Below are 21,912 nucleotides of genomic sequence, written 5' to 3'. Positions count from 1 at the left end.
TGAAGGCGTACGGGGGGTTGTAGCCGCGGGGGGGGGCTCCGTACGGCATGCCGTACGGAGCCCGCGCCCGACGCGCTACGGCACCCCAGTTGGCGCACAGCGTCGCCGCGAGGATGACACCCAAGGCGGCGATCCAGGTCTACCGGCGGCTGTATCTGCTCACGCTCGGGGCCGTGGCCTTCGTCGACCACCGCGACGAGAAGAAGGCGATCGCCACCGCGCGCACCGCGCTGGCCGCGCTGGACCCCGAGGACTTCCCGGTCCTGAGCGGCCATATGCACGATGTCCTGCCCGCGTTGGTCGACCACCGGGTCTACTGCGACGCGCTACGGCAGCTGATCGACGCCGCGGCCTCCACCATCGGCAGTACCGGCCGCGGCTGACGCCCGCGGTGCGGGCCCACAGGGGCCCGGACCGCGGGGTCGAGCGGTGATACGCAGCGCGTTACAGCGTCTGCTCCAGCCGGCCGGCCATCAGCTTGATGAAGCGCGACGGATCGCTCAGCTCGCCGCCCTCGGCGAGGAGCGCCATGCCGTGGAGAAGTTCGGCGGTCTCGGCCAGTCCGGCGTCGTCCGCGCGCTCACCGTGCGCCGTACGCAACCCGCTCACCAGCGGATGCGTGGGGTTCAGCTCCAGAATGCGCTTGGTCTCGGGCACATGCTGTCCCATGGCGCGGTAGATGTTCTCCAGGGCCGGGGTGACGTCGTGGGTGTCGCCGACGATACAGACCGGGGAGGTGGTGAGCCGTGACGACAGCCGCACCTCCTTGACCTGGTCGCTGAGCGTCGTCGTCATCCAGGAGAGGAGGTCGGCGAAGTCCTTCTGCCGCTGCTCACGCTCGGCCTCGGCCTCCTCGTTCTTCTCCTCCTCGGAATCGAGGTCGACCTGGCCCTTGGCGATGGACCGCAGCTGCTTGCCGTCGAATTCGGGAACGGCGTCGACCCACAGCTCGTCGATGGGGTCGGTGAGAATCAGCACCTCGAACCCCTTGGCCTGGAAGGCTTCCATATGGGGCGAGCTCTCGATAATCGACCGCGATTCGCCCGTCATGTAGTAGATGTGCTGCTGCCCCTCCTTCATCCGCTCCACGTACTGCCGCAGGGAGGCCGGCTGTTCGGCGTCATGCGTCGAGGCGAACGAGCAGACCTCGAGGATGGTGTCGCGGTTCTCGAGGTCGCCCAGCAGCCCTTCCTTGAGGACGCGGCCGAACTCCTTCCAGAACGTCGCGTAGCGCTCGGCGTTGCCGGACATCATGTCCTTCACCGTCGACAGCACCTTCTTCACCAGACGCCGTCGCATCAGCTGAATCTGGCGGTCCTGCTGAAGGGTTTCGCGCGACACGTTCAGCGACAGGTCCGCCGCGTCCACCACGCCCTTGACGAAGCGCAGATACTCCGGCATGAGCGCTTCGCAGTCGTCCATGATGAAGACGCGCTTGACATAGAGCTGAACGCCCCGCTTGCGGTCCTGCATATACAGGTCCCGCGGTGCCTGGGACGGAATGAAGAGCAGCGACTGATATTCGAAGGTCCCCTCCGCCTGCATACGGATGGTCTCGAGGGGGTTGTTCCAGTCGTGGCTGATGTGCTTGTAGAACTCGTGGTACTCGTCGTCGGTGACCTCGTCCTTGGACCGCGCCCACAGCGCCTTCATCGAGTTGATGGTCTCGATCTCGGGCGCGCTTTCGTCGGTCCGGTCCGGCTCCTCGGCCCGGTTCGTGGACTCGGCGGCCATTTTGATCGGCCAGGTGATGAAGTCCGAGTACCGCTTGACGATCTCCCGGATCTTCCTGGGCGAGGTGTAGTCGTAGAGGTGGTCCTCGGTGTCCTCGGGCTTGAGCCGCAAGATGACCGCGGTGCCCTGAGGTGCGTCGTCGACCGCCTCGATCGTATAGGTGCCCTCGCCGCTGGATTCCCAGCGGGTTCCCTGGCTGTCTCCCGCGCGCCGGGTCAGCAGCGTCACCTCGTCGGCCACCATGAAGCTGGAGTAGAAGCCGACGCCGAACTGTCCGATGAGGTCCTGCGAGGCCGCCGCGTCCTTCGACTCCCGCCATTCCTTCAGGAATGTCGCGGTGCCGGAGTTCGCGATCGTGCCGATGAGCTGCACCACCTCCTCGTGCGACATGCCGATGCCGTTGTCGCGGACGGTCAGGGTGTGGCGCTCCTTGTCGACCTCGAGAGCGATATGAAGGTCTGAGGTGTCCGCCTCCAGGCCCGCGTCGCGGAGCGCTTCGAGGCGCAGCTTGTCCAACGCGTCGGAGGCGTTGGAGATGAGCTCACGCAGAAAGACATCCTTGTTCGAGTAGATCGAATGGATCATCAACTGCAAGAGCTGGCGCGCCTCGACCTGAAACTCGAATGTCTCGACCCCTGTAGTCACCTGATTCCCCTCGTGAGATGAGCGTCGACGGCATCAATCACGGTCCGTCGTCGGAAGCTTATCGAAGGTGAGGGGTGCTGAGCGGCCTCCGGCTACGGACGGCCGCTCCCAGGTCGCGGGTGTTGTCTCGCACACCGGCGGGACCGGGCCGCCTCAGTCACTGCGGTGCATCCTGCTCCAGTCGAGGGCCGCGGCGGCCTCCCGCTGGAATTCCTCGGCGGCCTCCCGTGCCTCCGCGGGCACATCGCCGTGTTCCGCCACGAGGCTGTCGTAGATCGGCGCGAGGTCGGTCGTGTTCGCTGCGGTCATGTGGCGCACATCCTTGGGTGTGGGTTCCGGTCGTGCCTTCGGCTACCCGACCTATGAAACAGGCATGCCTCCCCTTCACGCGCACAGGGGTCCGCGTTCATCTGCGCGGACCGCCGCCCCCCCGGGAGGCCGTGGCCTTCCCCCCCCGAACGCAAGCCACTTGCATTGCTTTCGCTAATCTTGCGCATGACGCGACGACTTGCGGAAGTGGCGCAGAAGGTGGGGGTCAGCGAGGCCACGGTCAGCCGGGTACTCAACGGCAAACCGGGAGTCTCCAAGGCCACCCAGCAGGCGGTGCTCAGCGCGCTCGATGTGCTGGGCTACGAACGGCCGACACAGCTGCGCGGTGAGCGGGCCCGGCTGGTCGGACTCGCCCTGCCCGAGCTGCAGAACCCGATATTCCCCGCCTTCGGGGAGGTGATCGGCGGGGCGCTGGCGTAGCTCGGGCTGACACCCGTGCTGTGCACCCAGACCAAGAACGGCGTGTCCGAGGCCGACTATGTGGACCTCCTGCTCCAGCAGCAGGTGTCCGGTGTGGTGTTCGCGGGCGGTCTGTACGAGCAGGCCGAGGCGGCGCACGAGCACTACCGGCGGCTCGCCGAGCGCCGTATCCCGGTCGTCCTGATCAACGCGGCCATCCAGGACCTCGGCTTCCCCGGTGTCTCGTGCGACGACGCCGTGGCCGTCGAGCAGGCGTGGCGCCATCTGGTCTCGCTCGGCCACGAGCGGATCGGTCTGGTGCTCGGGCCCTCGGACCATGTCCCCTCGCTGCGCAAACTGGCGGCGGCGCGCGGGCTCGCCAAGGCCGCCGGCGTACCGCTGCCGGACGGGCATGTCGTCCGCGCGATGTCCTCCCTGGAGGGCGGACAGGCCGCGGCGGCACGGCTGTTGGACCGCGGGGTGACGGGGATCGTCTGCGCGAGCGACCCGATCGCGCTGGGCGCGATCCGGGCCGCGCGGCGGCGCGGGCTGGTGGTGCCCGAGCGGATCTCGGTGGTCGGCTACGACGACTCGGCGCTGATGAGCTGCACCGAGCCGCCGCTGACGACGGTGCGTCAGCCGGTCGAGGCCATGGGTCGGGCGGCGGTCGAACTGCTCTCCGCGCAGATCGGCGGCCGGGCGGTGGCCGCCGACGAGCTTTTGTTCGAGCCGGAGTTGGTGGTGCGGGGCTCCACCGGACAGGTGCCGCGCACCGATTGCCGCTGACTGTCGATTATTTGCAATCTCAGGGAGGGATATTGCGGTCCAGACCTTTCGGTGGTTGGGGTGAGCGCCGCCACACAGGGACGCCGCTGGGTGGCTTCGCGCCCATGCCCGAAGGGGACCATCGATGAGAAGCTCCAGGTTCCGCCGCCGTATCCGCATCTCTCCCTCGCCTCCGCGCTGGCCCTGTCCGGGGTCGCGGCCTGCGGGTCCGACACCGATGACTCGGCGGGCGGCAAGACCCGGATCACCGCGGCGAAGGGGGAGTGGAGCGCAGCGCCTTCTTCTCACTGCTGAACCACGAGAACAAGCGCCGGATCGGGCTACGCGATCCCCAGGCGAGGCAGGGGGCAGGGCTCCGGGCGAACCAGGCCATGGAGTTGTATCTTCAGGGCCGTACACGCGGGGCGGCCCAGCATCTCGGGGGCGAACGTCGGGCTGGTGCAGCGGTGTCACATCCTGCGGGACGGTGAACTCGCCTGCGGGCCCGGGCAGACTCCCCACCTTGAAGACGCGAACGGCCGCGGTGTGGGAGACGACGCCCGTGGCGGGCACCGATCGCTCCCAGGCCGGCCTCTCCGGGGCCAGCAGGAGCCACTGAGCGTAGAGCCGGGGAAAGGGGTTCCGCGCCCCGCCTCGCAGGCGCAGCACGCCGGGGACAACCGTCTCAAGGACGCGCGAGGCGCACAGTTCGTTGAGGATTGCGGGAGTGGCTCCACCAGCAGCGGCTTGCTCTTGGGTGAACCATGCCCGTCTGTCCCTCGGCCAGGTCACTCAGCCCTGCGATGATCTTCATCATGTTCGCAAGACTATGGCAGGCCGGTGTAGGCAACGGAGGGGCGCAGGTATATCTATGGGAATTGTGACGCACTGGACACAAGACCGGATTGGCGCCGCCGAGCGTGGAGAGAACCCAACGGTGTTGGCGCGCATGCGTACCGGATGGGCCGTGATCGGCGATACGCAGTACCTCCCGGGCTACAGCCTGCTGCTGTACGCGGGCGAAGCGAATCATCTGACCGATCTGCCACGCGATGAGCGCGCACAGTTCCTGCTCGACCTCTCGCTGCTCGGGGAGGCCGTCGGGTCCGCGTGCGCCAAGCGGGATGCGAGGTTCCGGCGCCTCAACTACGAGGTTCTCGGGAACTCCTGGGAGCACTTGCACGGTCACATTCATCCGCGCTACGGCTGGGAGCCTGACCAGTTTCTTCACGGTCCCGTGTGGCGCTACGGGGACCAGAGGCTTGCCCCCGAGGACCGGCTGGGGCCGAAGCACGACGCTTTGCGGCAGGACATCACGCGGGCACTGACCGAGATTCTCTCCGAGGCGTACGGCGTTTGAGTCTTGCGGCCGTGCGGGCCGCGGGGGCTGGACCTTGCCCAGCCGCGTCTTGCGGGCCTCCAACGCGAGCAGGCCGGGAACTGAGGCCGGCCCATGCCCGCAAGCCGCGGCCGTACGTGACAATCAGGCGCGTGCCGGAGTACTCCTCGATCACAGCCCTGGACCGACTCGCCGACAACCTGGTCATCGGCGAGGCCTGGCGCCGCCAGTTCGGCATGGTCCGCGGCGAACTGGCGCGGGCCCTGACGCGCGGCGCCCTACCCGTCCCCGCGCGCCGCAGTCTCCGGCAGCTCCTCGGGGAAGAGGCTCTCGGCCCGTACGTCCGTCTCGCGGAGTCCGGCGCCCTGCGCTCCCGGCTGGTGGACGGACAACGCCCGCCCACCTCGGAGGCTCGCGGGGACATGTCTCCGGGGCAGACCCGGCTCACCGCAGTGCTCCTGGTCGACGACGTCGGCCTCCGACTCCGGTGCGGCGGGCGCCGGGCGGGCGCCGGGCGGGGAGCGGGCAGCACGACCGGTGTCATAGGCGCGGCCGGCTCATCGATGGTGGGGAGCGCGGCCGCGGCTTCGGCACGGTCCTTGGACGGCCGCCGCCTTCCGGGCGCGGACCTGCTCCCAACGGTGCTCGCGGGTCCACGCCTGGTCGGTCACGGTCTCGTGCAGCTGCCGCTCGGTCGCCGCACGGCGCTCCTCCGGCGAGGCGTACGGCATCGCCGTGTCGACAGCGGCCGCGACCGCCTGGCGCCGGTCACGGCTGTCGAACCACCGGTCTTCGCACCGCGGGCAGTCCCGGCCCGAGTCGAGCAGCACGCCCTCGTCACACAACCTTTCGCCGCACTCCTGGCGCTGCGGCAGAGCACGGCTGATGAGCCAGCCCACCGGACTGGTGATCGGCGCTCCCAGCCGCATCTGCTCATCCAGGCGCCGGGCGAGGCGGTCTGCGAGGACCTGCGGTGCGTCGATCCGGCCCGCGAAGCCCTCCACCAGGCGCAGCTCGGTACGGGTTGCGGACTCCACCAGTTTCCGGGCGGCCGGACGCTCCCACACCAGCCGAACGGAGGCCAAGATCACCCGCAGGTCTTCCGGCGGCAGTGGCACCCTCCCCGCCTGCTGCCTGCCCTGACCCCCACCGTCCAGGACGCACCGGTGTGCCGGCCAACGGCCCGAGGCTGCCGTTCTCTCTGCTTATCGACGGGGACTTCTTCGGCTGTTCCCCGCGCAGCGGGCCGACCTCCGCCACCGGCGACGCCGGCTCGGCAGCGGTGTCCTCGCCGTCGGCGGCCTGGTCCTCGTGCACGCACGCGCGCTCCGGCGACGGCCCTCACCCCCACGGCCTTCGCCGGAAAAACCACCAGAGAGAGTGAGAGAGGAGACGGGAGTAACCGCAGAAGGTGTGAAGGGCTGGCGCAACGTCGGGCTCTGCCACATCAGCCTCATCCGTCACTGGCGCGCCGCTGACCTGCGGCTCTGCCTCCGGCTCCGACGCCTCAACAGCCCCTGCCGCAACATCGGTCTCTGAAAACACGGGCTCCGGGGCCGTCGCATGGTCCTCCCGGACGTCACCGACACCGGTACGGCCGTGCGCGGCGGCGACCGCCGGCACCATCAGCCGCGTACGGTTCGCGAGCCCGGAGGCCGTCTGCAGGCGCACCCGGCGCACCAGGTCCCGGTCCTCCAGGCGCTCCAGCACCCGCTCCCCCGCCGACGCCGTGCAGCCCAGCAGCCGGGCTACCGTCGCCGCCGCGCGGCCGCGCTTTGTGTCCACCACTCCGCCGCACTGCCGCACCCGGCCCGTCTCTCGCGCCTCGAGCACCAGCAGCAGCAGCGCTTGGCACTGCGCCGTGCAGCAGACGAATGCTGCTCTGATGCACGGATTCATGGGCGAGCGGCCCAAGTCGTCCTGTTGCGTACTGTCCGTCGCCCAACATGCTTCATAAGCTCGCAGTTGGCCTGTCCGCCTGTTTCAGGAGATGTCGTGCCAGACCAGAAGATGTACTGCTACACATGCCAATCTGACGAACAGCACCGTCGCCTCACTGCCGAGGAGAAGGCCTGGCTCAAGAACCGCACAGGCCGCAAGACCGTCGAGGAGTTCTTCATGTGCAAGGCGCCGGGCTGCCGCAATCTGCGGACCGGTTTCAGAAAGCGCCCCTTCGATCCTGTGATCCGCGTGCCCTTGCCTGACTGACTCTTCATGGGGCAACGGCGCCGTGGAGCAGACGATCGACCGTTTGCTGCACGGCGCCGCCGCGTGTGCGGCACTTCCCTGCTACACGAGCAGCACCCCGTGTGCCACCCGGCCGCCTTGGCTTCCGTCCACGCGGCACGGCCGAAGACGATCCGCACCATGCAACTGGAGGATGTCGATCTCGGAAACCGGCGCATCACCGTCGGCGGCCACGTCCGCCCGCTCGACGACCTCACCCGCCGTGCTGTCCTGGACTGGCTCGACTACCGCCGCAACCGCTGGCCGAACACCGCCAACCCCCACCTGCTGATCACCCAGAAGACCGCCGTCGAACTCGGCCCTGCTGGCAAGCTCTGGACCACCCGGGCCACCCGCAACCTCACCGCCACCCTCGAACGACTCCGCGTCGACCGCCAACTCGAAGAGGCCCTCACCCACGGCGCCGACCCGCTCCACCTCGCTCTCGTCTTCGGCATCGACGAAAAGACCGCCCTCCGCTACGCGGACTCGGCACGAAAGCTTCTGCAATCGGAGCCGGAGACCGGCCCGGCCTGGCCGCAGTAAAACCCCGGCCCATCTCGGAGAAAACCGAACCCACCGTCGAGGTTCACGCTGAAAGGGCTTGGTCACCGCAGTCGCTGTCCTGGACACAGGCAGCCGCCAATGCGTCCAAGGACACCTCCAGCGCTGCGGCCAGGGCCGTCACGGTGAAGAACGCCGGAGTCGGCGCCCGACCGGTCTCGATCTTGCGCAGCGTCTCCGCCGACACCCCCGCCGCTGCGGCGACCTCCACCATGCTGCGGTCGCCTCGCGCCTGACGCAGCAGCGCGCCGAACCGCTCTCCGCGCTGCCGTTCCCACGGGGTCAAAGGAGTTCTCACCATGCCGTGATACTAATACCGGTATAAGAATTGGATGCTGGCGCGTGAGACAGGGAGTCGCAGGACATGGTGGAGATCAAGACCGATGCGGCGCTGGACGCAATGCGGGAAGCCGGGCGCATCGTGGCCCAGGCCCTCGCCGCCGCCCGGGAAGCGGCAGGCGTCGGGGTATCCCTGCAAGAACTGGACGAAGCGGCCCGCACGGTGCTGACCAAGGCCGGGGCCCGCTCGCCCTTCCTCGGCTACCAGCCCTCCTTCGCCCCTACCCCCTTCCCCGCGGTGATCTGCACATCGGTCAACGACGCCATCGTTCACGGCATCCCCACCGGCTACCGCCTGCGCGACGGCGACCTGGTCAGCATCGACTGCGGAGCGGAGCTCGACGGCTGGACCGGCGACGCCGCCATCAGCTTCACCGTCGGCACCCCGCGACCCGCCGACGTGGACCTGATCAACGCCACCCAGCGCGCTCTCGACGCCGGCATCGCCGCGGCCAACCCTGGCAACCGCATCGGCGACATCTCCCACGCCATCGGCACCGTCGCCCGATCGGCACGCTGCGGCATGCCCGCCGACTTCGGCGGCCACGGCATCGGCCGCCGCATGCACGAAGACCCCCACGTCCCCAACCGAGGACGCCCCCGCCGCGGCTTCCCCCTCCGCCACGGCCTGACCCTCGCCATCGAACCCATGCTCATGGCCGGCGGACACGACGACTACCGCACCGGCACCGACGGCTGGACTCTGCACACCATTGACGGCAGCCGAGCAGCCCACATCGAGCACACGGTCGCCATCACAGAAGAAGGCCCCCGCATCCTGACCCTGCTCTGATCCGGACAGCGAACCGTCGCAGCGCTGAGCATCCCCACGCCAACCCGCGTGTTCAACACGAACCCGCGGGTCCAGGCCCGGAAACCGGCACATTAGACCCGTGAGTTCCCGCTCAACCACTTTCAGTTTTCGCGAACTCCCGGGGATCTAGGCCCAGTTCTCGTATAGCTGCCGCCAGGTGGCGAGTAACGCTCTGCGATGGTGTGCTGTCGGTTCGATCGCTACTTGGTCGCGGTCGTGCTCTTGCCGAGGTGGCGATAAATGGTGGGGCGGGTGACGCCGAACTCGTCGGCAATCTGCTGGACGGTCAAGTCACCGGAGTCGTACATCTCTCGCGCCAGCTGCACCTGGCGGGGGCCGAGCTTGGGCTTCTGCCCGCCTGTGCGGCCCCGGGCGCGGGCGGCCTCCAGGCCATCTACGGTCCGCTCGGACATCAGCGCGTGCTCGAACTCGGCGACCGCTCCCAGAATCTGGAAGAACATCCTGCCGACGGCGGTGGAGGTGTCGATGCCCTGGTCGAGCACGACCAGGTCGACGCCTCGGGCCTGGAGGCCCTTGGCCAACTCGATCAGGTTCTCCAGGGAGCGGCCAAGGCGGTCGAGCTTGGTGACCACGAGCTGGTCGCCTTCGCGAGCGGGTCTTCTCTTTCCATCCTCTCTACTGGCTCGTCCGACTGAACTGCTGCTGAACGACCGCGTTGCGTCTCCCGGCCCTGCCGCATGCGACGCTAATTGTGACGATCATGTGGCCCTTTTGTGATCGCCTGCCTGATGTCAAGGGACTCGATTGGGACAAGTGATCGAGTGGCATAGACCGGTGTCAGATGTGGCGCATAGTGTCTTGACCACACGGCTCTGGTCATCAACTCCAACCAGACCACGATCAAGCGGGTCGCGGTGACCGGCAAGCACCGGCCTCCGTCAGCCGCGCCAGGACCTTCCGTGCCCCGGACGGCGAGCAGCCCAGCAGCCGCGTCAACTGCATGCCGCCAAACCGCGCGCTCTTCACGAAGGCGGGCCTCGACCCCGACAAGCCACCGGCCACCTGGGACGAGGTCCGGGCCGCCGCCAAGAGGATCGCGGACCTCGGTGACGGATACGTCGGCTACGCCGACTACAGCGCCGGCAACCAGGGCGGGTGGCACTTCACCGCCGAGATGTACTCCCAGGGCGGCGATGTGGTCAGCGCCGACGGCAAGAAGGCCACCGTCGACACCCCACAGGGCCATGCCGTTCTGGAGAAGCTCAAGACCATGCGCTGGAGCGATCGTTCCATGGGCGGCAAGCAGCTGCTCATCATCAATGACGTCCAGCAGATGATGGGCGGCGGCAAGCTCGGCATGTATCTGGCCGCGCCCGACAACCTCCCGCTCATCGTCAAGCAGTTCGGCGGCTCGTACAAGGACCTCGCGATCGCCCCGATGCACGGCGGCAAGGGCACCCTGCTCGGCGGCGACGGCTATATGTTCAACAAGAAGGCGAGCCCGGCGCAGATCAAGACGGGGCTGAAGTGGCTGGAGTTCGAGTACCTCACCTCGGGCGAGGGCGCGTTCAACAACTACCAGCGCGCCGCCGCCGACAAGGCCCCGGTCGGGCTGCAGCAGCCCGTCTGGTGACCGGGGCGGCCGCGGCTCAGGACGACGCGCTGAAGAAGCGGTACGCCGACGTCCCGGTCGGCAACTACCTCCTGAGGTGGCACGGGGCCGCGCGGCACGCGCCGGGCCCTTCCCGCTCAGTGCTCGGTGGCCGCCGGCTCCAGCACGAAGACCGGGATCTGGCGGTCGGTCTTCTCCTGGTACTCGGCGTAGTAGGGGAACGCCTCGACCGCCCGCTCCCACCACAGGGCCTTCTCCTCGCCGGTGACCTCGCGCGCCGTCATGTCCTGCCGCACGGGGCCGTCCCGCAGCTCGACCCGCGGGTCGGCCACCACGTTGTGATACCAGACCGGGTGCTTGGGGGAGCCGGCCAGCGAGGCGACGATGGCGTAGGTGCCGCTGTGCTCCACCCGCATCAGCGGGGCCTTGCGGATCTTGCCGCTCTTCGCGCCCCGCGTCGTCAGCAGGACGACGGGCATGTCCCGCATCGTCGTTCCCTCGGTGCCGCCCGAGCTCTCGATCAGCTCGACCTGATCGCGCACCCACTGCTCCGGGCTCGGCTGGTATTCACCCTGAAGGGGCATGGCTTCCGTCCCATCGTCCGTCGTCGAAGCTCGCGTAGCGTTCCCCGTGATCAGCCCAACACGGTGAGCCCGCTCGATCACCCCGGCCGGCGCCGACCTGGCCGAAAACCTCGTCCGGGCAGGCTCAATCCGTATGCGTCAGCGCCCCGAGCAGCGCCCGCGCGCACAGTTCGCGCACCTGTTCACGGGTCAGGGCGGGCTCTTCGAGCCACTCAAGACAGACGGCGACCATGAAGGACAGCCAGCCCCGTACCGCGAGCCGGAGCGCGGGCAGATCCTCAGAGACATCGGGGGTCGAGGGATCCGCGGCGAGTGCGTCCAGGATCTGCCGCTCCTGGGCGGCCAGCGCCTCGCGGTAGACCGCGCGCACCGTCGGATCTCCCGCCGCCTCCGCGCGGTGGAAGGCGCGGAAGCCCGACGCGTGCTCCTCAACATACCCGAGGAAGGCGTCGAGCCCGGTGGTGATCTGCTCCCGGAACGGCAGCCCGGGGACCGCCGCCGTCAGCCGCAGCATCCGCTCGCTCTCGCGATGGACGACGGCGGCGAAGAAGTCCCGTTTGGTCGGGAAGTAGTGGTACAGCAGCCCGCGCGAGACGCCCGCGATCCCGGCGACCCGCTCGATCCACACATCGTCGTACGGATGCTGGGCGAAGAGCCGTGCCCCCACGGACAGCAGCTGCTCCTTGCGCTCCTCGGTGCTCAGCCGACGGCGGGTGCGCTCGGGGGGACGGGCAGCCATGGCGCCACTTTACTTGACGTCGGTTCAACAGCGGGATCACACTGTGACCGCTATTGAACCCACATCCAACAAGCCCGCGAGGGAGATGGCGCGCATGGCACAGACGACGCGGTCGGCGGGGAGTGCCATGGTGCCCAGCGGATTCCGCAGCGCGGAACTCGGCTGGCCCGAGCTCCACCGCATCCCGCATCCGCCGCGCAGGCTGCCGCTGATCGGCGACGCGCTCGGCGCGAACATCCGCACCCCCGTACAGGACTCGATGCGGCTGGCCCGCTCCCTCGGCCCGGTCTTCCGCCGGAAGGCGTTCGGCAAGGAGGTCGTGTTCGTCTGGGGCGCGGATCTGGCCGCCGACCTGGCCGACGAGTCGCGCTTCGCCAAACACGTGGGCCTCGGGGTCGCCAATCTCCGGCCGGTCGTGGGCGATGGCCTCTTCACGGCGTACAACCACGAGCCGAACTGGCAGCTGGCGCACGACATCCTCGCTCCCGGCTTCAGCCGCGCCGCGATGGAGGGCTACCACCAGGCGATGCTGGACGTCGCCGGCCGGCTGACGGACAGCTGGGACGGCCGGGAGAAGTCCGGCGCGGCGGTGGACGTGCCGGGCGATATGACAAAGCTGACGCTGGAGACCATCGCCAGAACCGGCTTCGGCCACGACTTCGGCTCGTTCGAGCGCGACCGGCCGCACCCCTTCGTCTCCGCCATGGTCGGCACGCTCTCCTTCGCCCAGCGCCGCAATGTCGTACCGCCCGTGCTGACGCCCCTGTTGCTGCGCGCCGAGCGGCGCAACGCGGCCGACATGGCGTATCTCAACCGCACCGTCGACGCCATCGTGGCCACCCGCCGTGCCGCAGGGGGCACCGGCGGCCACCGCGATCTGCTGGACCGGATGCTGGAAGTGGCGCACCCGGACACCGGGGAGCGGCTGTCCGCCGAGAACATCCGCCGCCAGGTCATCACCTTCCTGGTGGCGGGCCATGAGACGACCTCCGGCGCCCTGTCCTTCGCCCTCCACTACCTCGCCCGCCACCCCGACGTCCTGGCCCGTGCCCAGGCCGAGGTGGACCGGGTCTGGGGCGACACGCAGACGCCCGCGTACGAGCAGGTGGCCAAGCTCCGTTATGTGCGCCGGGTCCTGGACGAGTCGCTGCGCCTGTGGCCCACCGCCCCCGCCTTCTCCCGCGAGGCGCGCGAGGACACCCTGCTCGGCGGCGACCATCCCATGCGGCGGGGTGCGTGGGCGCTCGTCCTGGCGGCGATGCTGCACCGCGATCCCGCGGTGTGGGGCCCGGACCCCGAGGCGTTCGACCCGGACCGCTTCGCCCCGCAGGGTGTGCGCTCCCGGCCCGCCCAGGTCTTCAAGCCGTTCGGCACCGGGGCCCGTGCCTGTATCGGCCGCCAATTCGCCCTGCACGAGGCCGTGCTGGTGCTGGGTCTGCTGGTGCGTCGCTACGATCTGCACCCCGACCCGGGTTACCGGTTGCGGATCAACGAGCGACTCACCTTGATGCCGGACGGCCTCACGCTACGGCTCAGCCGCAGGGCCCCACGGCCCTGATCGCTCGGTGACGCGGTGTGCGAGTGTCGGCTACGCCGCCAGGCGGCGGTGCCCTGAGTCGGGGGAGGAAGGAGTGGGGGATTCCTTGTCTCCGTCCGCCTCCGCCGTGCTCTTCCCCCCGCCGGAGTGACGTCCCCTGGCGGGGAATGTCAGGTCCGGTACGTCGACGAGCGGCGGTAGATCGGGAGTGAGCATGGGGTGCTCATTTCTGTCCATGGCGGACGGGTACCCCCGCGCAGCGGGCTCATCCTGCGATACCGGTCACAGTCGGACATCGCGGTCACGAAGAGTTTGAAATAGTGTGCCAAGCGGACCTCGGTTCCCATGGCCGACCGCGCTCACCTGCGACGTTGCGTAACGGGCAACAGCTCGATCCGGACGCTGTCGTCGTCCTCCATGACATAGGTCGGGTCGGTGCGGTGGTTCCAGCCCAGCGGCAGCAGGTAATAGCGGCTGCCGCGCTCGAGCAGCAGACGCAGACCGCTGGAGCGGTAGCGGAAGTGGACCCGCGGGCCCAGATCTTCCGCCCTCAGCCCGCCCGGGCCGGTCATGCTGAGCCGCTCGGTGGACAGCGCCACCACAGCGGGGCGGCGCACCAGGTGCTGTGCGTCCGCCCGCGCGTCCCTCGTGCCGAGCTGACCGGCCGCCTCGGCCACTACCCACATCAGGAAGATCCCCGCGACCGCGATCGGAATCCCGCGGCTTCGGAACCCCGGCCCGCGGCAGGCGCGGGCGCCGAGCGCCGCGCCGGTCTGCCCCAGCAGCAGACCGCACGCCACCAGCAGGGGCGCCACCCAGCCGTACGGCTGGAGAGGAACCGCCACAGCGACAGCAGCACGGCGCCGGCGGCGACGACGGCCAGGTGTCGACGCGCCACCCTGCCGCCGAGCCGCCGGACGCCTCGGATCACCCGACCGGGCACCCCGGCAAAGGCCAGGATGTCGGGGATTCTCAACAGCAGTACGGTCAGGGCCAGCGTGGTGGGTACGGGGAGGGCGAGCAGACGCAGGCTGCGCAGCACCAGTTCGGAGAAGCTGAAGCCCACGGCGAACGTCTGGAGCCGGGAGTACTTGTAGTAGGCGCTGCTGTAGATGGCTCCGGTGTAGAACATCAACGCGGCCAGGGACGAAGCGGAGCCGATGACGACGTTGACCACCTCGGCCGCGCCGACTCCCGATGGCGCACTCTCCGTCGGTCACGGCGCGCGTCCGCGACCTGCGGAGCGTTGACGCCCGGCGCGGCGCGCCAGCCGTCGACGGCCGCGGGACGACTTGCCAGGAGGACCGATGGGGGTGCCCGGTGCGGTGCCGCTGTCCACCGGCGACGCTACGAGGAAGGCTCGGGCGGCGGGACGCTGATCTCGGATCGGGGCTCCGTGGAACCGGCCGGCGTGGGATCGAAGGTGCTGCCGGGCCCTGAGGGGCTATCGGGGCCCGTGTCCGTGGGCGGTGGCGCCGGCGGAGGGATATCGGGGTCGCCGCCGGTGCCGGGAGTGCCGATGGGCAGGGTCCTGGTCGCCGACGGTTCATGAGAGGACGGTGCGACGGGAGGGCGCGCACCGGAACGGGCGCACCCCGCGGAGCCGAGAAGCACGACGGCGAGCGTGACGATGGCTATTGGAGTGCGAACCTCCCGGTACCACGCGAAGTTCCGTCCTTCGCTCGTTTGATCTGTTGGCCCGAATTATCAGTTTACGGAAGGTATCGGCATGGTGGCAGGGCGACTTGTTGCGCGCGTATCCGGTTCGCGCCCCCTGGACGGGGCCCTACGCTGAGGCCATGGAGATAGGCGTGAACGTTCCGAACTTCGGCCCCGGGACCAGGCCGGATGTGCTGCGGCGGTGGGCGCGGACGGTGGAGGGGCTCGGCTTCGATCTGCTGATGGTCTCGGACCACATCGCGGTGACCCCGGATGTCGCCGAGCAGTATCCGGCGCCGTTCTACGAACCCTTCACCACACTCTCCTGGCTGGCCGGGATCACCGAGCGGGTGCGGCTGGGGACCACCGTGCTCGTCATGCCGTACCGGCATCCGTTGCTCATCGCGCGAATGGCCGCCAATCTCAACCAGCTCAGTGGGGGACGGCTGGTCCTCGGTGTCGGAGTCGGGTGGGCGCGGCAGGAGTTCGAGGCGCTGGGGGTGCCGTTCCAGCACCGGGGGAAGCTGACCGACGAACACCTTCAGGCCATCCGCACGGCCTGGGAGGACGACGCCGACTACCGCAGCGGGGAGATACCGGTCTGGGTCGGCGGGAACAGCGACGCCGCCCTGCGGCGGGCGGTGCGGCACGGCGAGGCATGGCATCCGATCCGGTTCACCCTGGGGTGGCTGCGCGAGGCGGTGGAGCGGATGAAGGGTGCCGCGCGGGAGCTGGGAAGGCCCGTACCCGCCTTGGCCCCGCGGGTGGTTCTGCGCCTCACCGACGAGCCGGTCACCCACTCCGAGCGCCGGGCCGGGGAGGGCACGATCGGCCAGGTCATGGATGATCTTGAGCAACTGCGCGCGCTCGGCGCCGAGTCCGTCCTGCTCGACCCGTTCAACGGCGACCCCGAGGAGACCTGCCGCCCGGAGGTGGCCTGGCAGGAACTCGCGACGGTCGCCGCCAGTCGCCGGTGATCAGCCGTTGGAGCGCCGTGGGGCGGGGGCCTGACGCCGCAACAGGGGGTGCACAGGCGTTCACCTCCAGGGTGAACGCCTGTGCCTGTGCCCATGGCGCATCACTGCCGCGAAGGGCGGGGCGGCGGCCGGGTCAGCCCACGCGTTCGATCCGGGCGCGCCGGATAAGGAACTTTCCAGGCTCACGGACCTGTTCGAAGGCGGCGTTGTTGAGCAGGGCGCAACTGCCCGAGGTCGAGGTGACCGATACGGTCGTGGCCTTGTTGTTGTCCAGATTGGTCACCTTGAGCTTGGTACCGACCGGGAACTGATTGCTGGAGGCGGCCGGGGCCCCGCTTTCGCCGGACAGGGTCACCGTCGAACCCGCGCAGACGACCTCGCCGCCGCCGGCCGCAGAGTCACCGGACCCGGCGGCGTTGTCGGCCGGAGCCGCCGCCGAATCCGACGCCGCGGCGGAAGCCGGGGCCGAGGCGGAAGCGGAGGCGGAATCGGCCGGGGCCTGCGTCTGGGACTGACTTGAGCCCTCGCCCACCTGGCACCCCGACGCCTGCTGCTTGCGCTTGATCTCCTCGATGACGGCCTGACGGTTCGCTATCCGCGCCTCCGACTGCGCGTCCGGATTGGCCTTCTGGCCGGCGATGAACTCCTCGTTCTTGGCCAGCGCCTGAGACAGTCCGGTGCAGGCCGTGGAGGACTGGGCAGCGCCATCGGTGCTGGCGTTGCTGGTGGCTGCCAGTACCCCTGCTCCCGTACCGGCCAGGGCCAACGAGCCGACCAGCAGGCCGAGCTTCTTCTGGCGGCTGAGGGTCCTTTTGCGTGTCATCTGCGACTCCTTTTTCGGGCTGCTCGTATCCCATACGGAGCGGAGTCGCGGTCGTCTCATCCGTTCGGAAATTTATGCCGGAAAATTTGATTGAGAATTGAACGGCAGGCTCCATTCGGGCCGTACCTTAAAAGGGCCTTAAGGGTTAATGAAGGCTTAAGCGGCGACGCCCTTTTGGGTCTGCCTCAGCCGCTCATGCGGAAAGTGGAACCGAGGACCGCCTAGCGGATCTCGCTGGGGGTGCGGCGGTGGGTGGAGCGGCGGTCGTCGATATCGGCCCAGCGGTCGCCGTAGATGTTCTCGGTGATGCCCGGCTCCCGGAGGAAGTCATGCGGGAAGCCGAGCGGCACCGCGCCGGTCGCGTCGAGCCGTGCGACGGCGTCCGCACATCGTCCTTGCGGGTCGCGCAGGTGTACTTGCCGGCCAGGACGAAGCTCTCCCGGCGGTCGGCGAGCAGCTCACCGAGGATGGTCTCGGAGCTGCCGTCGGTGTAGATGCCGGCGGTGTCGATGAAGTTGCCGCCCGCGTCCGCGTAGGCGTCGACGATCCGCCGGCCCGCCTCCTTGGCGGCCCCCAGCCCCAGTCCTCGCCGAAGGTCATGGTGCCAAGGCTCGGCTCGCTCACCCGCAGACCGGTCCTGCCGAACAGTGTGTAGCGCACGGTGGTCCCTCACGTCGGTGTCGTATGCGGCAGACGCCAGGAGCTGGAGAGCGCTCCAAGGCAAACGGTCCGGAGACGCGGGGCCCCTCACCCCCCTAGGCGCGGACCGGGTAGCCGCCGTCGACGCGGATGGTGGTGATGCCGCTGATGTGCCGGGCGCCGCAACGGTCCTGGGGGAGCACGAGCTGGGGACCGTGGCGGTCGAGCGGGCTGTCGTCGATCCGGGTCGCCAGCAGTACGGGGGCGCGGCCGAAGTCGGGGTCGATCTCGCCCCAGGACAGCAGCGCGTGATGCCCGTCGGCGCCGGTGACGGCGATGAGAAAGCGCAGCCGGTCCTTGCGGCGGGCGCGGTCGAAGCCGGGCCCGGCGTCGTGGAGGACGTCGTGCAGCAGCGGGCCCTCGAAGCGGTGGTGCTGGACGCCGCTGGTCGCGCATTCGAAGCTGACCCGGGCCCGGTGCTGGGGCCAGGCGAGCAGATCGGGCACCGTCAGACTGGCCGGGCGGGCGAGATCACCGCTCAGGGCGACCGCGGCCACCGGTCCGGCGGTCGCAAGGGACTGGCTCACAGGCTTCCACCTCCCGGATGACGGTACCCATGAGCCCCGCCCGGACAAACGCATCTGCCATGGGTGTCTCAGGGAGATCCGGCATATGCAAGCCACTTATCGATTTAGGGCTTGCATATGTGGAATCCGTACCTGCGGCTAGGTGAGGGGCGTGGCGCGGATGTCATGGCCGTCCGCGGTCAGACAGCGGCCGGTGGGCAGGTCATAGCGCCAGCCATGCAGGGTGCAGGTGAGCACATCGCCGTCGATCCGGCCGAACCGGCCGAGGTCGGCGCGCAGATGGGGGCAGCGGCGCTGGATCCGCCAGCCGTCGAACTCGATGTCCTGGCCGTCGTCCTGGCAGGAGTCGTAGTAGTTCTCCACGTACTCGATGCGCTCCATGGACAGACACTTGAAGAACACATACAGGAACTCGTTGTACGGCCCGATCCGGCCGGCGGTGAACCGCATCGACAGCAGCAGACTGTTGGACCAGTCCACCTCGCGCCGCGCGATATTGGTGGCCACCAGATCGCCCGTGGTGGACAGGGTGTAGCGGCAGCGCTCACCGTCCCACACCCGGACCTCCCGCGCCGGGAAGTCGATCACGATCGGCACTTCGCCCACATCCAGCCGCGCCGGGCCGCCGACGCCCGTGCAGATCCGGTCCGCGCGCGCCAACAGCGGCTCCCACCACTGTTTCAGCTCGGCCAGCAGCCGCTCACGCGGCAGCGCGGGGGCGCGCGAGGCGCGTTCGGCGGCGAGCGCGGGCTGCTGTCGACGGGCGAATTCCTGTAGATACGCCCGTTTGTCGCCGAAGATGTGGTCGATCTCCTTCGAGGTGTAGCGGTGGGTGAGTTTGCACGCGGTGTCCTCCGGCTCCGCCACCGTCCCCGGCAGCAGCAGATGCGCCGTGACCTCCGGCCGCGCCTCGGCGAGCTGCCGCAGAAACTCAAGCTGGTCGACGAAGATGGACTCCCCGTCCCGGCCGGTGCCGTTGTGCTCGAAGAGCTCCTCGTCGAGGAAGCACGGCGGACCCGCGTTGGGGAACACATGTTTCGCTTGCACCGCGTCGATATAGCGCAGCGCCCGGTCGAACTGTCCCTGCCGTTTCCGGGCGGCGAACTCCTGCTTCGCGGAGTGCGGCAACTGGTAGACCATCGGGTACCAGATCGCCCCGGAGAACTGCACAAAGTAGGCGTCGGCCTCGCCGAACTCCCGGATCGCCGCGATGTCCAGCGGATGCGCGTCGTTCTGGTTGAGCAGGACGGTCTCGCCGTCGTCCAGCGACAGCGCGGAGTCGCCGATGGGGCCGTCGCCGGGGCCGGTCAGCGCCGTGATCATGATGCGCAGACCGTCGCGCTCGACCGGTGTCCCGGACTGGGTGTGCAGAAAGCGGGTGAACCCGAGCGCACGCAGCTCCCGCTCCAGCTCATCGGTGGCGAACGCCGGAAGCAGCACGGTGACGCCCTTGCGGACGTTCCGCCGCAGATTCTCCGCGTCGAAGTGGTCCCGATGCAGATGGGAGACATACAGATAGTCCGCGGTGCGCCCATAGTGCGCCCAGTCGAGATCGGTGTTGTCCGGGAACGGAAACCAGGAGCCGAAGAAGGCGGGGTTCACCCAGGGATCGCACAGCACCGATCCCGCAGCGGTCTCGATGAACAGCCCAGCATGCCCAAGTCCGATCACACGCATACCACAGCACCCCAACCAAGTCGGTCATGACGGCTGTCTCAACCGTGTAGGGGTTTGTTGCGGTGTGCACCCCAGGTGGGCTCGGCGGGTGGCGGGGGTCCGCCAGGCGGGTCACACACCCGTGATCAGCGTGTGGACGGTGCCCGTCCGTGGCGAGTCCGGGTCCTGCCCCGCGATCCGCCCGTAGAACCGCTGCCAGGCGTCGTCATCGTCCACCGGCAGATGGCTGGCCTCCGCACGGCGCCGTCCGTGGTCCTGCCGTAGCCCGGACCGTGGCGCAGCAGACCACGCGCCACCACGGGGTCGCGATGGAACGAGCGGTACTGGCGGTGGTCGACCAGGATCGCCGCGGCGTTGCGCGCCGGCAGCCGGCCGGCTTCGTAACCCCTGGTTGAGCGAGACCGCCCGCCGGGGCGGGGCGGTGAGGCGCACCTTGTCACCGCAGTTGTTCAGGGCGCGTGGAAATCCATTGGCGGCGCCCTTCGACGACCCGGACGGCGGCCCGTCGGACGGGCCACCGCCGCACCGGGTCAACAGCAGGGCGCCGCACAGAAAGCGTGGTGAACAGGGCAGGACGTGCCGGGGGCACGGGTTTTCCCCCGGGGACCGGATGGCGGCGGCTGGGGAGCCGGGGGAGCGTCAGCGGGCGGCGGGCGCGCCGGCCGCCGTGCCGGTGGTGCTGCCCGTACCGCTCGCGTTCGCCGCCGTGTCCACCGCGATGGGGCGCGGCGACAGCAGCCGCTCGGCGAGGTGCCCGAAGAGCAGGCCGAAGGAGCCCCACAGGGTGGCCTGGATGGTCAGGGCCGCCAGCCGGAACTGCCACAGCAGGGTCGCCGGGAAGTCCTTGGGCACCTCGTTGACGGAGGGCAGGAAGGCATACGCGAGGCCGACCGCCGCGATGAAGGCGGCCGACGCGGCCACGGTGGCGTTCCAGTTGCCCAGGCGCGGTGCGAGCCGCTTGCCGAGGATGACGGCGCCCACCGCCAGCAGCACACTGAGCGCCACCATCAGGAAGTACAGCGTGGTGCGCTTGCCGATGGTCTCCGGGTCGCCCACCGACGGCGGATTGGCCGGGTACTTGAAGAACGGCACCAGATACACCGCCACCAGCGCGCCCAGCGAGACCAGCGCGGCGGTGGCGCGCGGCCCGAACCGGCCGATGCGGCCGAGCGCCACACAGACCGCGAGGGCCGCGATGCCGCCGAGGGCGACGCCGTAGATCAGCACGCCGGTGGCCAGACCGGCGGTCGACTGCATGGTGCGGCTGACGAGCTCGACACCGTGCTCATGGCTGTGGCCGTCCTCGTACGAGACGGCCGAGTCCACCCGCGGTTCGCCGAGCAGATACGCCACGACAAGCGCCAGCAGCCCGGCGGCGAGCCCCGCGAGCATGCCCCGGACGAGCAGCGCCCGGACAGATATGGAGTTCATGAACCTTTCGATTCCCCTGGGACTGAGGTTGAGGAGCTGGGATCGGTGTCAGTGGCAGGGGAAGCCGAGCAGATGGCGGCCGTCGTGCACCCACTCGTGCACATTCTCGCCGGAGACGAGCGCGGTGGCGCCCTGCTCGGCGCCGACGAAGTACAGGAGGATCAGCATGAGGACGCCGAAGAAGAGCGCCCACGGGGCGATGGCCTTCAGCGAGACGGGGGTGATCTCCGGCACCGGCTGGGCGCTGGGTGCGGGAACGGCGGACTGGGCCATGGTGGAACCTCCTGGGGAACACGCGTCCCGGTCATTGGTACTCGTACGACGGCGCTGGGTCTGACTCGCCCGACGGGCGGCCCCGAACAAACCGGGTCCTCCGCCGGACACACAGTGGCGCGACCGTGCCGGTTTCTCACCGGACTTCCGTCACGCCGTCGTTGTCCATGAGACGGTAGCGCGCGACGGTTGGTCACCGCTACCGCGCGGTGGATGGAAGTGCGCCCCTACGTGGGCGAATGGTGCGGTCGAAGGAGA

General features: G+C 69.2%; 24 protein-coding genes, 4 pseudogenes and 1 riboswitch. Of the genes and pseudogenes, 10 read left to right on the top strand and 18 right to left on the bottom strand.

Annotated elements, in window-relative coordinates; translation table 11 throughout:
* The first annotated feature begins 89 nt into the window (after window positions 1-89).
* Window positions 90-383 carry a hypothetical protein gene (locus tag ABZS71_RS15285; protein ID WP_356210251.1) on the top strand — a complete coding sequence of 98 codons (294 nt, stop codon included), beginning with the start codon at window positions 90-92 and terminating at the stop codon, window positions 381-383.
* A 61-nt stretch (window positions 384-444) separates the two neighbouring features.
* On the opposite strand, the gene htpG is transcribed toward ABZS71_RS15285, so the two are convergent.
* Both htpG and ABZS71_RS15275 read right to left on the bottom strand, forming a co-directional pair.
* On the bottom strand, window positions 445-2,379 hold the full coding sequence (gene htpG / locus ABZS71_RS15280) for a molecular chaperone HtpG (protein ID WP_356210249.1): 1,935 nt from the start codon (window positions 2,377-2,379) through the stop codon (window positions 445-447).
* 153 nt (window positions 2,380-2,532) lie between these two features.
* Complete coding sequence (locus tag ABZS71_RS15275; protein ID WP_355858902.1) at window positions 2,533-2,688, bottom strand: hypothetical protein; 156 nt, start codon at window positions 2,686-2,688, stop codon at window positions 2,533-2,535.
* A 186-nt stretch (window positions 2,689-2,874) separates the two neighbouring features.
* Between ABZS71_RS15275 and ABZS71_RS15270 the strand changes: the two are divergent.
* The 3 genes and pseudogenes from ABZS71_RS15270 to ABZS71_RS15260 all read left to right on the top strand — a co-directional run bounded on the left by ABZS71_RS15270 (window position 2,875) and on the right by ABZS71_RS15260 (window position 5,233).
* Window positions 2,875-3,894, top strand: a pseudogene (locus ABZS71_RS15270) (LacI family DNA-binding transcriptional regulator).
* A 90-nt stretch (window positions 3,895-3,984) separates the two neighbouring features.
* On the top strand, window positions 3,985-4,188 hold the full coding sequence (locus ABZS71_RS15265) for a hypothetical protein (protein ID WP_355858896.1): 204 nt from the start codon (window positions 3,985-3,987) through the stop codon (window positions 4,186-4,188).
* Between the two features lie 634 nt (window positions 4,189-4,822).
* Window positions 4,823-5,233 (top strand): HIT domain-containing protein, encoded by a 411-nt coding sequence (locus ABZS71_RS15260; RefSeq protein WP_356210246.1) that lies wholly within the window; start codon window positions 4,823-4,825, stop codon window positions 5,231-5,233.
* 536 nt (window positions 5,234-5,769) lie between these two features.
* Here the strand turns inward: ABZS71_RS15260 and ABZS71_RS15255 are convergent.
* Both ABZS71_RS15255 and ABZS71_RS15250 read right to left on the bottom strand, forming a co-directional pair.
* Entirely contained in the window at window positions 5,770-6,330 is a 561-nt protein-coding gene (locus tag ABZS71_RS15255; RefSeq protein ID WP_356210243.1) for a hypothetical protein, read from the bottom strand.
* A 223-nt stretch (window positions 6,331-6,553) separates the two neighbouring features.
* Window positions 6,554-7,111 (bottom strand): hypothetical protein, encoded by a 558-nt coding sequence (locus ABZS71_RS15250; protein WP_356210241.1) that lies wholly within the window; start codon window positions 7,109-7,111, stop codon window positions 6,554-6,556.
* Window positions 7,112-7,207: 96 nt separating this feature from the next.
* Between ABZS71_RS15250 and ABZS71_RS15245 the strand changes: the two genes are divergently transcribed.
* Window positions 7,208-7,420, top strand: coding sequence for a hypothetical protein (locus ABZS71_RS15245; protein ID WP_355858881.1), 213 nt, complete (start codon window positions 7,208-7,210; stop codon window positions 7,418-7,420).
* Window positions 7,421-7,579: 159 nt separating this feature from the next.
* The gene (locus ABZS71_RS15240) at window positions 7,580-7,984 is read left to right on the top strand and encodes a hypothetical protein (RefSeq protein ID WP_356210238.1); all 405 of its coding nucleotides are present in this window, start codon (window positions 7,580-7,582) and stop codon (window positions 7,982-7,984) included.
* Window positions 7,985-8,027: 43 nt separating this feature from the next.
* Here the strand turns inward: ABZS71_RS15240 and ABZS71_RS15235 are convergent, their stop codons facing one another.
* Window positions 8,028-8,303, bottom strand: coding sequence for a helix-turn-helix transcriptional regulator (locus ABZS71_RS15235; RefSeq protein WP_355858875.1), 276 nt, complete (start codon window positions 8,301-8,303; stop codon window positions 8,028-8,030).
* Between the two features lie 63 nt (window positions 8,304-8,366).
* Here ABZS71_RS15235 and map point away from each other — a divergent pair, with 63 nt between their 5' ends.
* Window positions 8,367-9,134 carry a type I methionyl aminopeptidase gene (map, locus tag ABZS71_RS15230; RefSeq protein WP_355858872.1) on the top strand — a complete coding sequence of 256 codons (768 nt, stop codon included), beginning with the start codon at window positions 8,367-8,369 and terminating at the stop codon, window positions 9,132-9,134.
* A 221-nt stretch (window positions 9,135-9,355) separates the two neighbouring features.
* On the opposite strand, the gene ABZS71_RS15225 is transcribed toward map, so the two are convergent.
* Both ABZS71_RS15225 and ABZS71_RS15220 read right to left on the bottom strand, forming a co-directional pair.
* Window positions 9,356-9,544: a helix-turn-helix domain-containing protein gene (locus tag ABZS71_RS15225; protein ID WP_356210270.1), complete on the bottom strand. Its 189-nt coding sequence runs from the start codon at window positions 9,542-9,544 to the stop codon at window positions 9,356-9,358.
* Window positions 9,530-9,757: pseudogene (locus ABZS71_RS15220) on the bottom strand (recombinase family protein); the annotation flags it as partial. The pseudogene ABZS71_RS15220 and the gene ABZS71_RS15225, both read right to left, overlap by 15 nt.
* A 368-nt stretch (window positions 9,758-10,125) precedes the next feature.
* Here ABZS71_RS15220 and ABZS71_RS15215 point away from each other — a divergent pair.
* A pseudogene (locus ABZS71_RS15215) lies at window positions 10,126-10,817 on the top strand (extracellular solute-binding protein); the annotation flags it as partial.
* A gap of 48 nt (window positions 10,818-10,865) precedes the next feature.
* Here the strand turns inward: ABZS71_RS15215 and ABZS71_RS15210 are convergent.
* Together ABZS71_RS15210 and ABZS71_RS15205 are read right to left on the bottom strand one after the other, a co-directional pair.
* Window positions 10,866-11,312 carry a nitroreductase family deazaflavin-dependent oxidoreductase gene (locus tag ABZS71_RS15210; protein ID WP_356210235.1) on the bottom strand — a complete coding sequence of 149 codons (447 nt, stop codon included), beginning with the start codon at window positions 11,310-11,312 and terminating at the stop codon, window positions 10,866-10,868.
* Between the two features lie 124 nt (window positions 11,313-11,436).
* A complete protein-coding gene (locus ABZS71_RS15205) occupies window positions 11,437-12,051 on the bottom strand; it encodes a TetR/AcrR family transcriptional regulator (protein ID WP_356210233.1) in 615 nt (204 codons plus the stop codon).
* Between the two features lie 94 nt (window positions 12,052-12,145).
* Between ABZS71_RS15205 and ABZS71_RS15200 the strand changes: the two genes are divergently transcribed.
* The gene (locus ABZS71_RS15200) at window positions 12,146-13,609 is read left to right on the top strand and encodes a cytochrome P450 (RefSeq protein ID WP_356210230.1); all 1,464 of its coding nucleotides are present in this window, start codon (window positions 12,146-12,148) and stop codon (window positions 13,607-13,609) included.
* Window positions 13,610-13,947: 338 nt separating this feature from the next.
* On the opposite strand, the gene ABZS71_RS15195 is transcribed toward ABZS71_RS15200, so the two are convergent.
* Together ABZS71_RS15195 and ABZS71_RS15190 are read right to left on the bottom strand one after the other, a co-directional pair.
* Entirely contained in the window at window positions 13,948-14,274 is a 327-nt protein-coding gene (locus ABZS71_RS15195) for a hypothetical protein (protein ID WP_356210227.1), read from the bottom strand.
* On the bottom strand, window positions 14,274-14,765 hold the full coding sequence (locus ABZS71_RS15190; RefSeq protein WP_356210224.1) for a hypothetical protein: 492 nt from the start codon (window positions 14,763-14,765) through the stop codon (window positions 14,274-14,276). The genes ABZS71_RS15195 and ABZS71_RS15190 overlap by 1 nt, the downstream gene beginning before the upstream one ends.
* Window positions 14,766-15,387: 622 nt before the next feature.
* Here ABZS71_RS15190 and ABZS71_RS15185 point away from each other — a divergent pair.
* Window positions 15,388-16,224, top strand: coding sequence for a TIGR03619 family F420-dependent LLM class oxidoreductase (locus ABZS71_RS15185; RefSeq protein ID WP_356210220.1), 837 nt, complete (start codon window positions 15,388-15,390; stop codon window positions 16,222-16,224).
* Between the two features lie 133 nt (window positions 16,225-16,357).
* Here the strand turns inward: ABZS71_RS15185 and ABZS71_RS15180 are convergent, their stop codons facing one another.
* From ABZS71_RS15180 to ABZS71_RS15150, 7 genes and pseudogenes are all read right to left on the bottom strand, one after another.
* A complete protein-coding gene (locus ABZS71_RS15180; RefSeq protein WP_356210217.1) occupies window positions 16,358-17,047 on the bottom strand; it encodes a hypothetical protein in 690 nt (229 codons plus the stop codon).
* Between the two features lie 221 nt (window positions 17,048-17,268).
* Entirely contained in the window at window positions 17,269-17,397 is a 129-nt protein-coding gene (locus tag ABZS71_RS15175) for a hypothetical protein (RefSeq protein WP_356210274.1), read from the bottom strand.
* A 74-nt stretch (window positions 17,398-17,471) separates the two neighbouring features.
* Window positions 17,472-17,720, bottom strand: a pseudogene (locus tag ABZS71_RS15170) (aldo/keto reductase); the annotation flags it as partial.
* An 82-nt stretch (window positions 17,721-17,802) separates the two neighbouring features.
* Window positions 17,803-18,273, bottom strand: a complete 471-nt coding sequence (locus tag ABZS71_RS15165) for a molybdopterin-dependent oxidoreductase (RefSeq protein ID WP_356210215.1) — start codon at window positions 18,271-18,273, stop codon at window positions 17,803-17,805.
* 138 nt (window positions 18,274-18,411) lie between these two features.
* Entirely contained in the window at window positions 18,412-19,950 is a 1,539-nt protein-coding gene (locus tag ABZS71_RS15160) for a Rieske 2Fe-2S domain-containing protein (protein WP_356210212.1), read from the bottom strand.
* Window positions 19,951-20,589: 639 nt separating this feature from the next.
* Window positions 20,590-21,381: a CbtA family protein gene (locus tag ABZS71_RS15155; protein ID WP_356210209.1), complete on the bottom strand. Its 792-nt coding sequence runs from the start codon at window positions 21,379-21,381 to the stop codon at window positions 20,590-20,592.
* Between the two features lie 48 nt (window positions 21,382-21,429).
* On the bottom strand, window positions 21,430-21,654 hold the full coding sequence (locus ABZS71_RS15150) for a CbtB-domain containing protein (RefSeq protein WP_355858839.1): 225 nt from the start codon (window positions 21,652-21,654) through the stop codon (window positions 21,430-21,432).
* Between the two features lie 58 nt (window positions 21,655-21,712).
* A riboswitch (cobalamin riboswitch) is annotated at window positions 21,713-21,803 on the bottom strand.
* Between the last annotated feature and the right edge of the window lie 109 nt (window positions 21,804-21,912).

The sequence above is a fragment of the Streptomyces sp. NPDC005393 genome, assembly GCF_040606675.1.
GTDB lineage: Bacteria > Actinomycetota > Actinomycetes > Streptomycetales > Streptomycetaceae > Streptomyces.
This window is presented reverse-complemented; position numbering and strand designations above follow the sequence as displayed.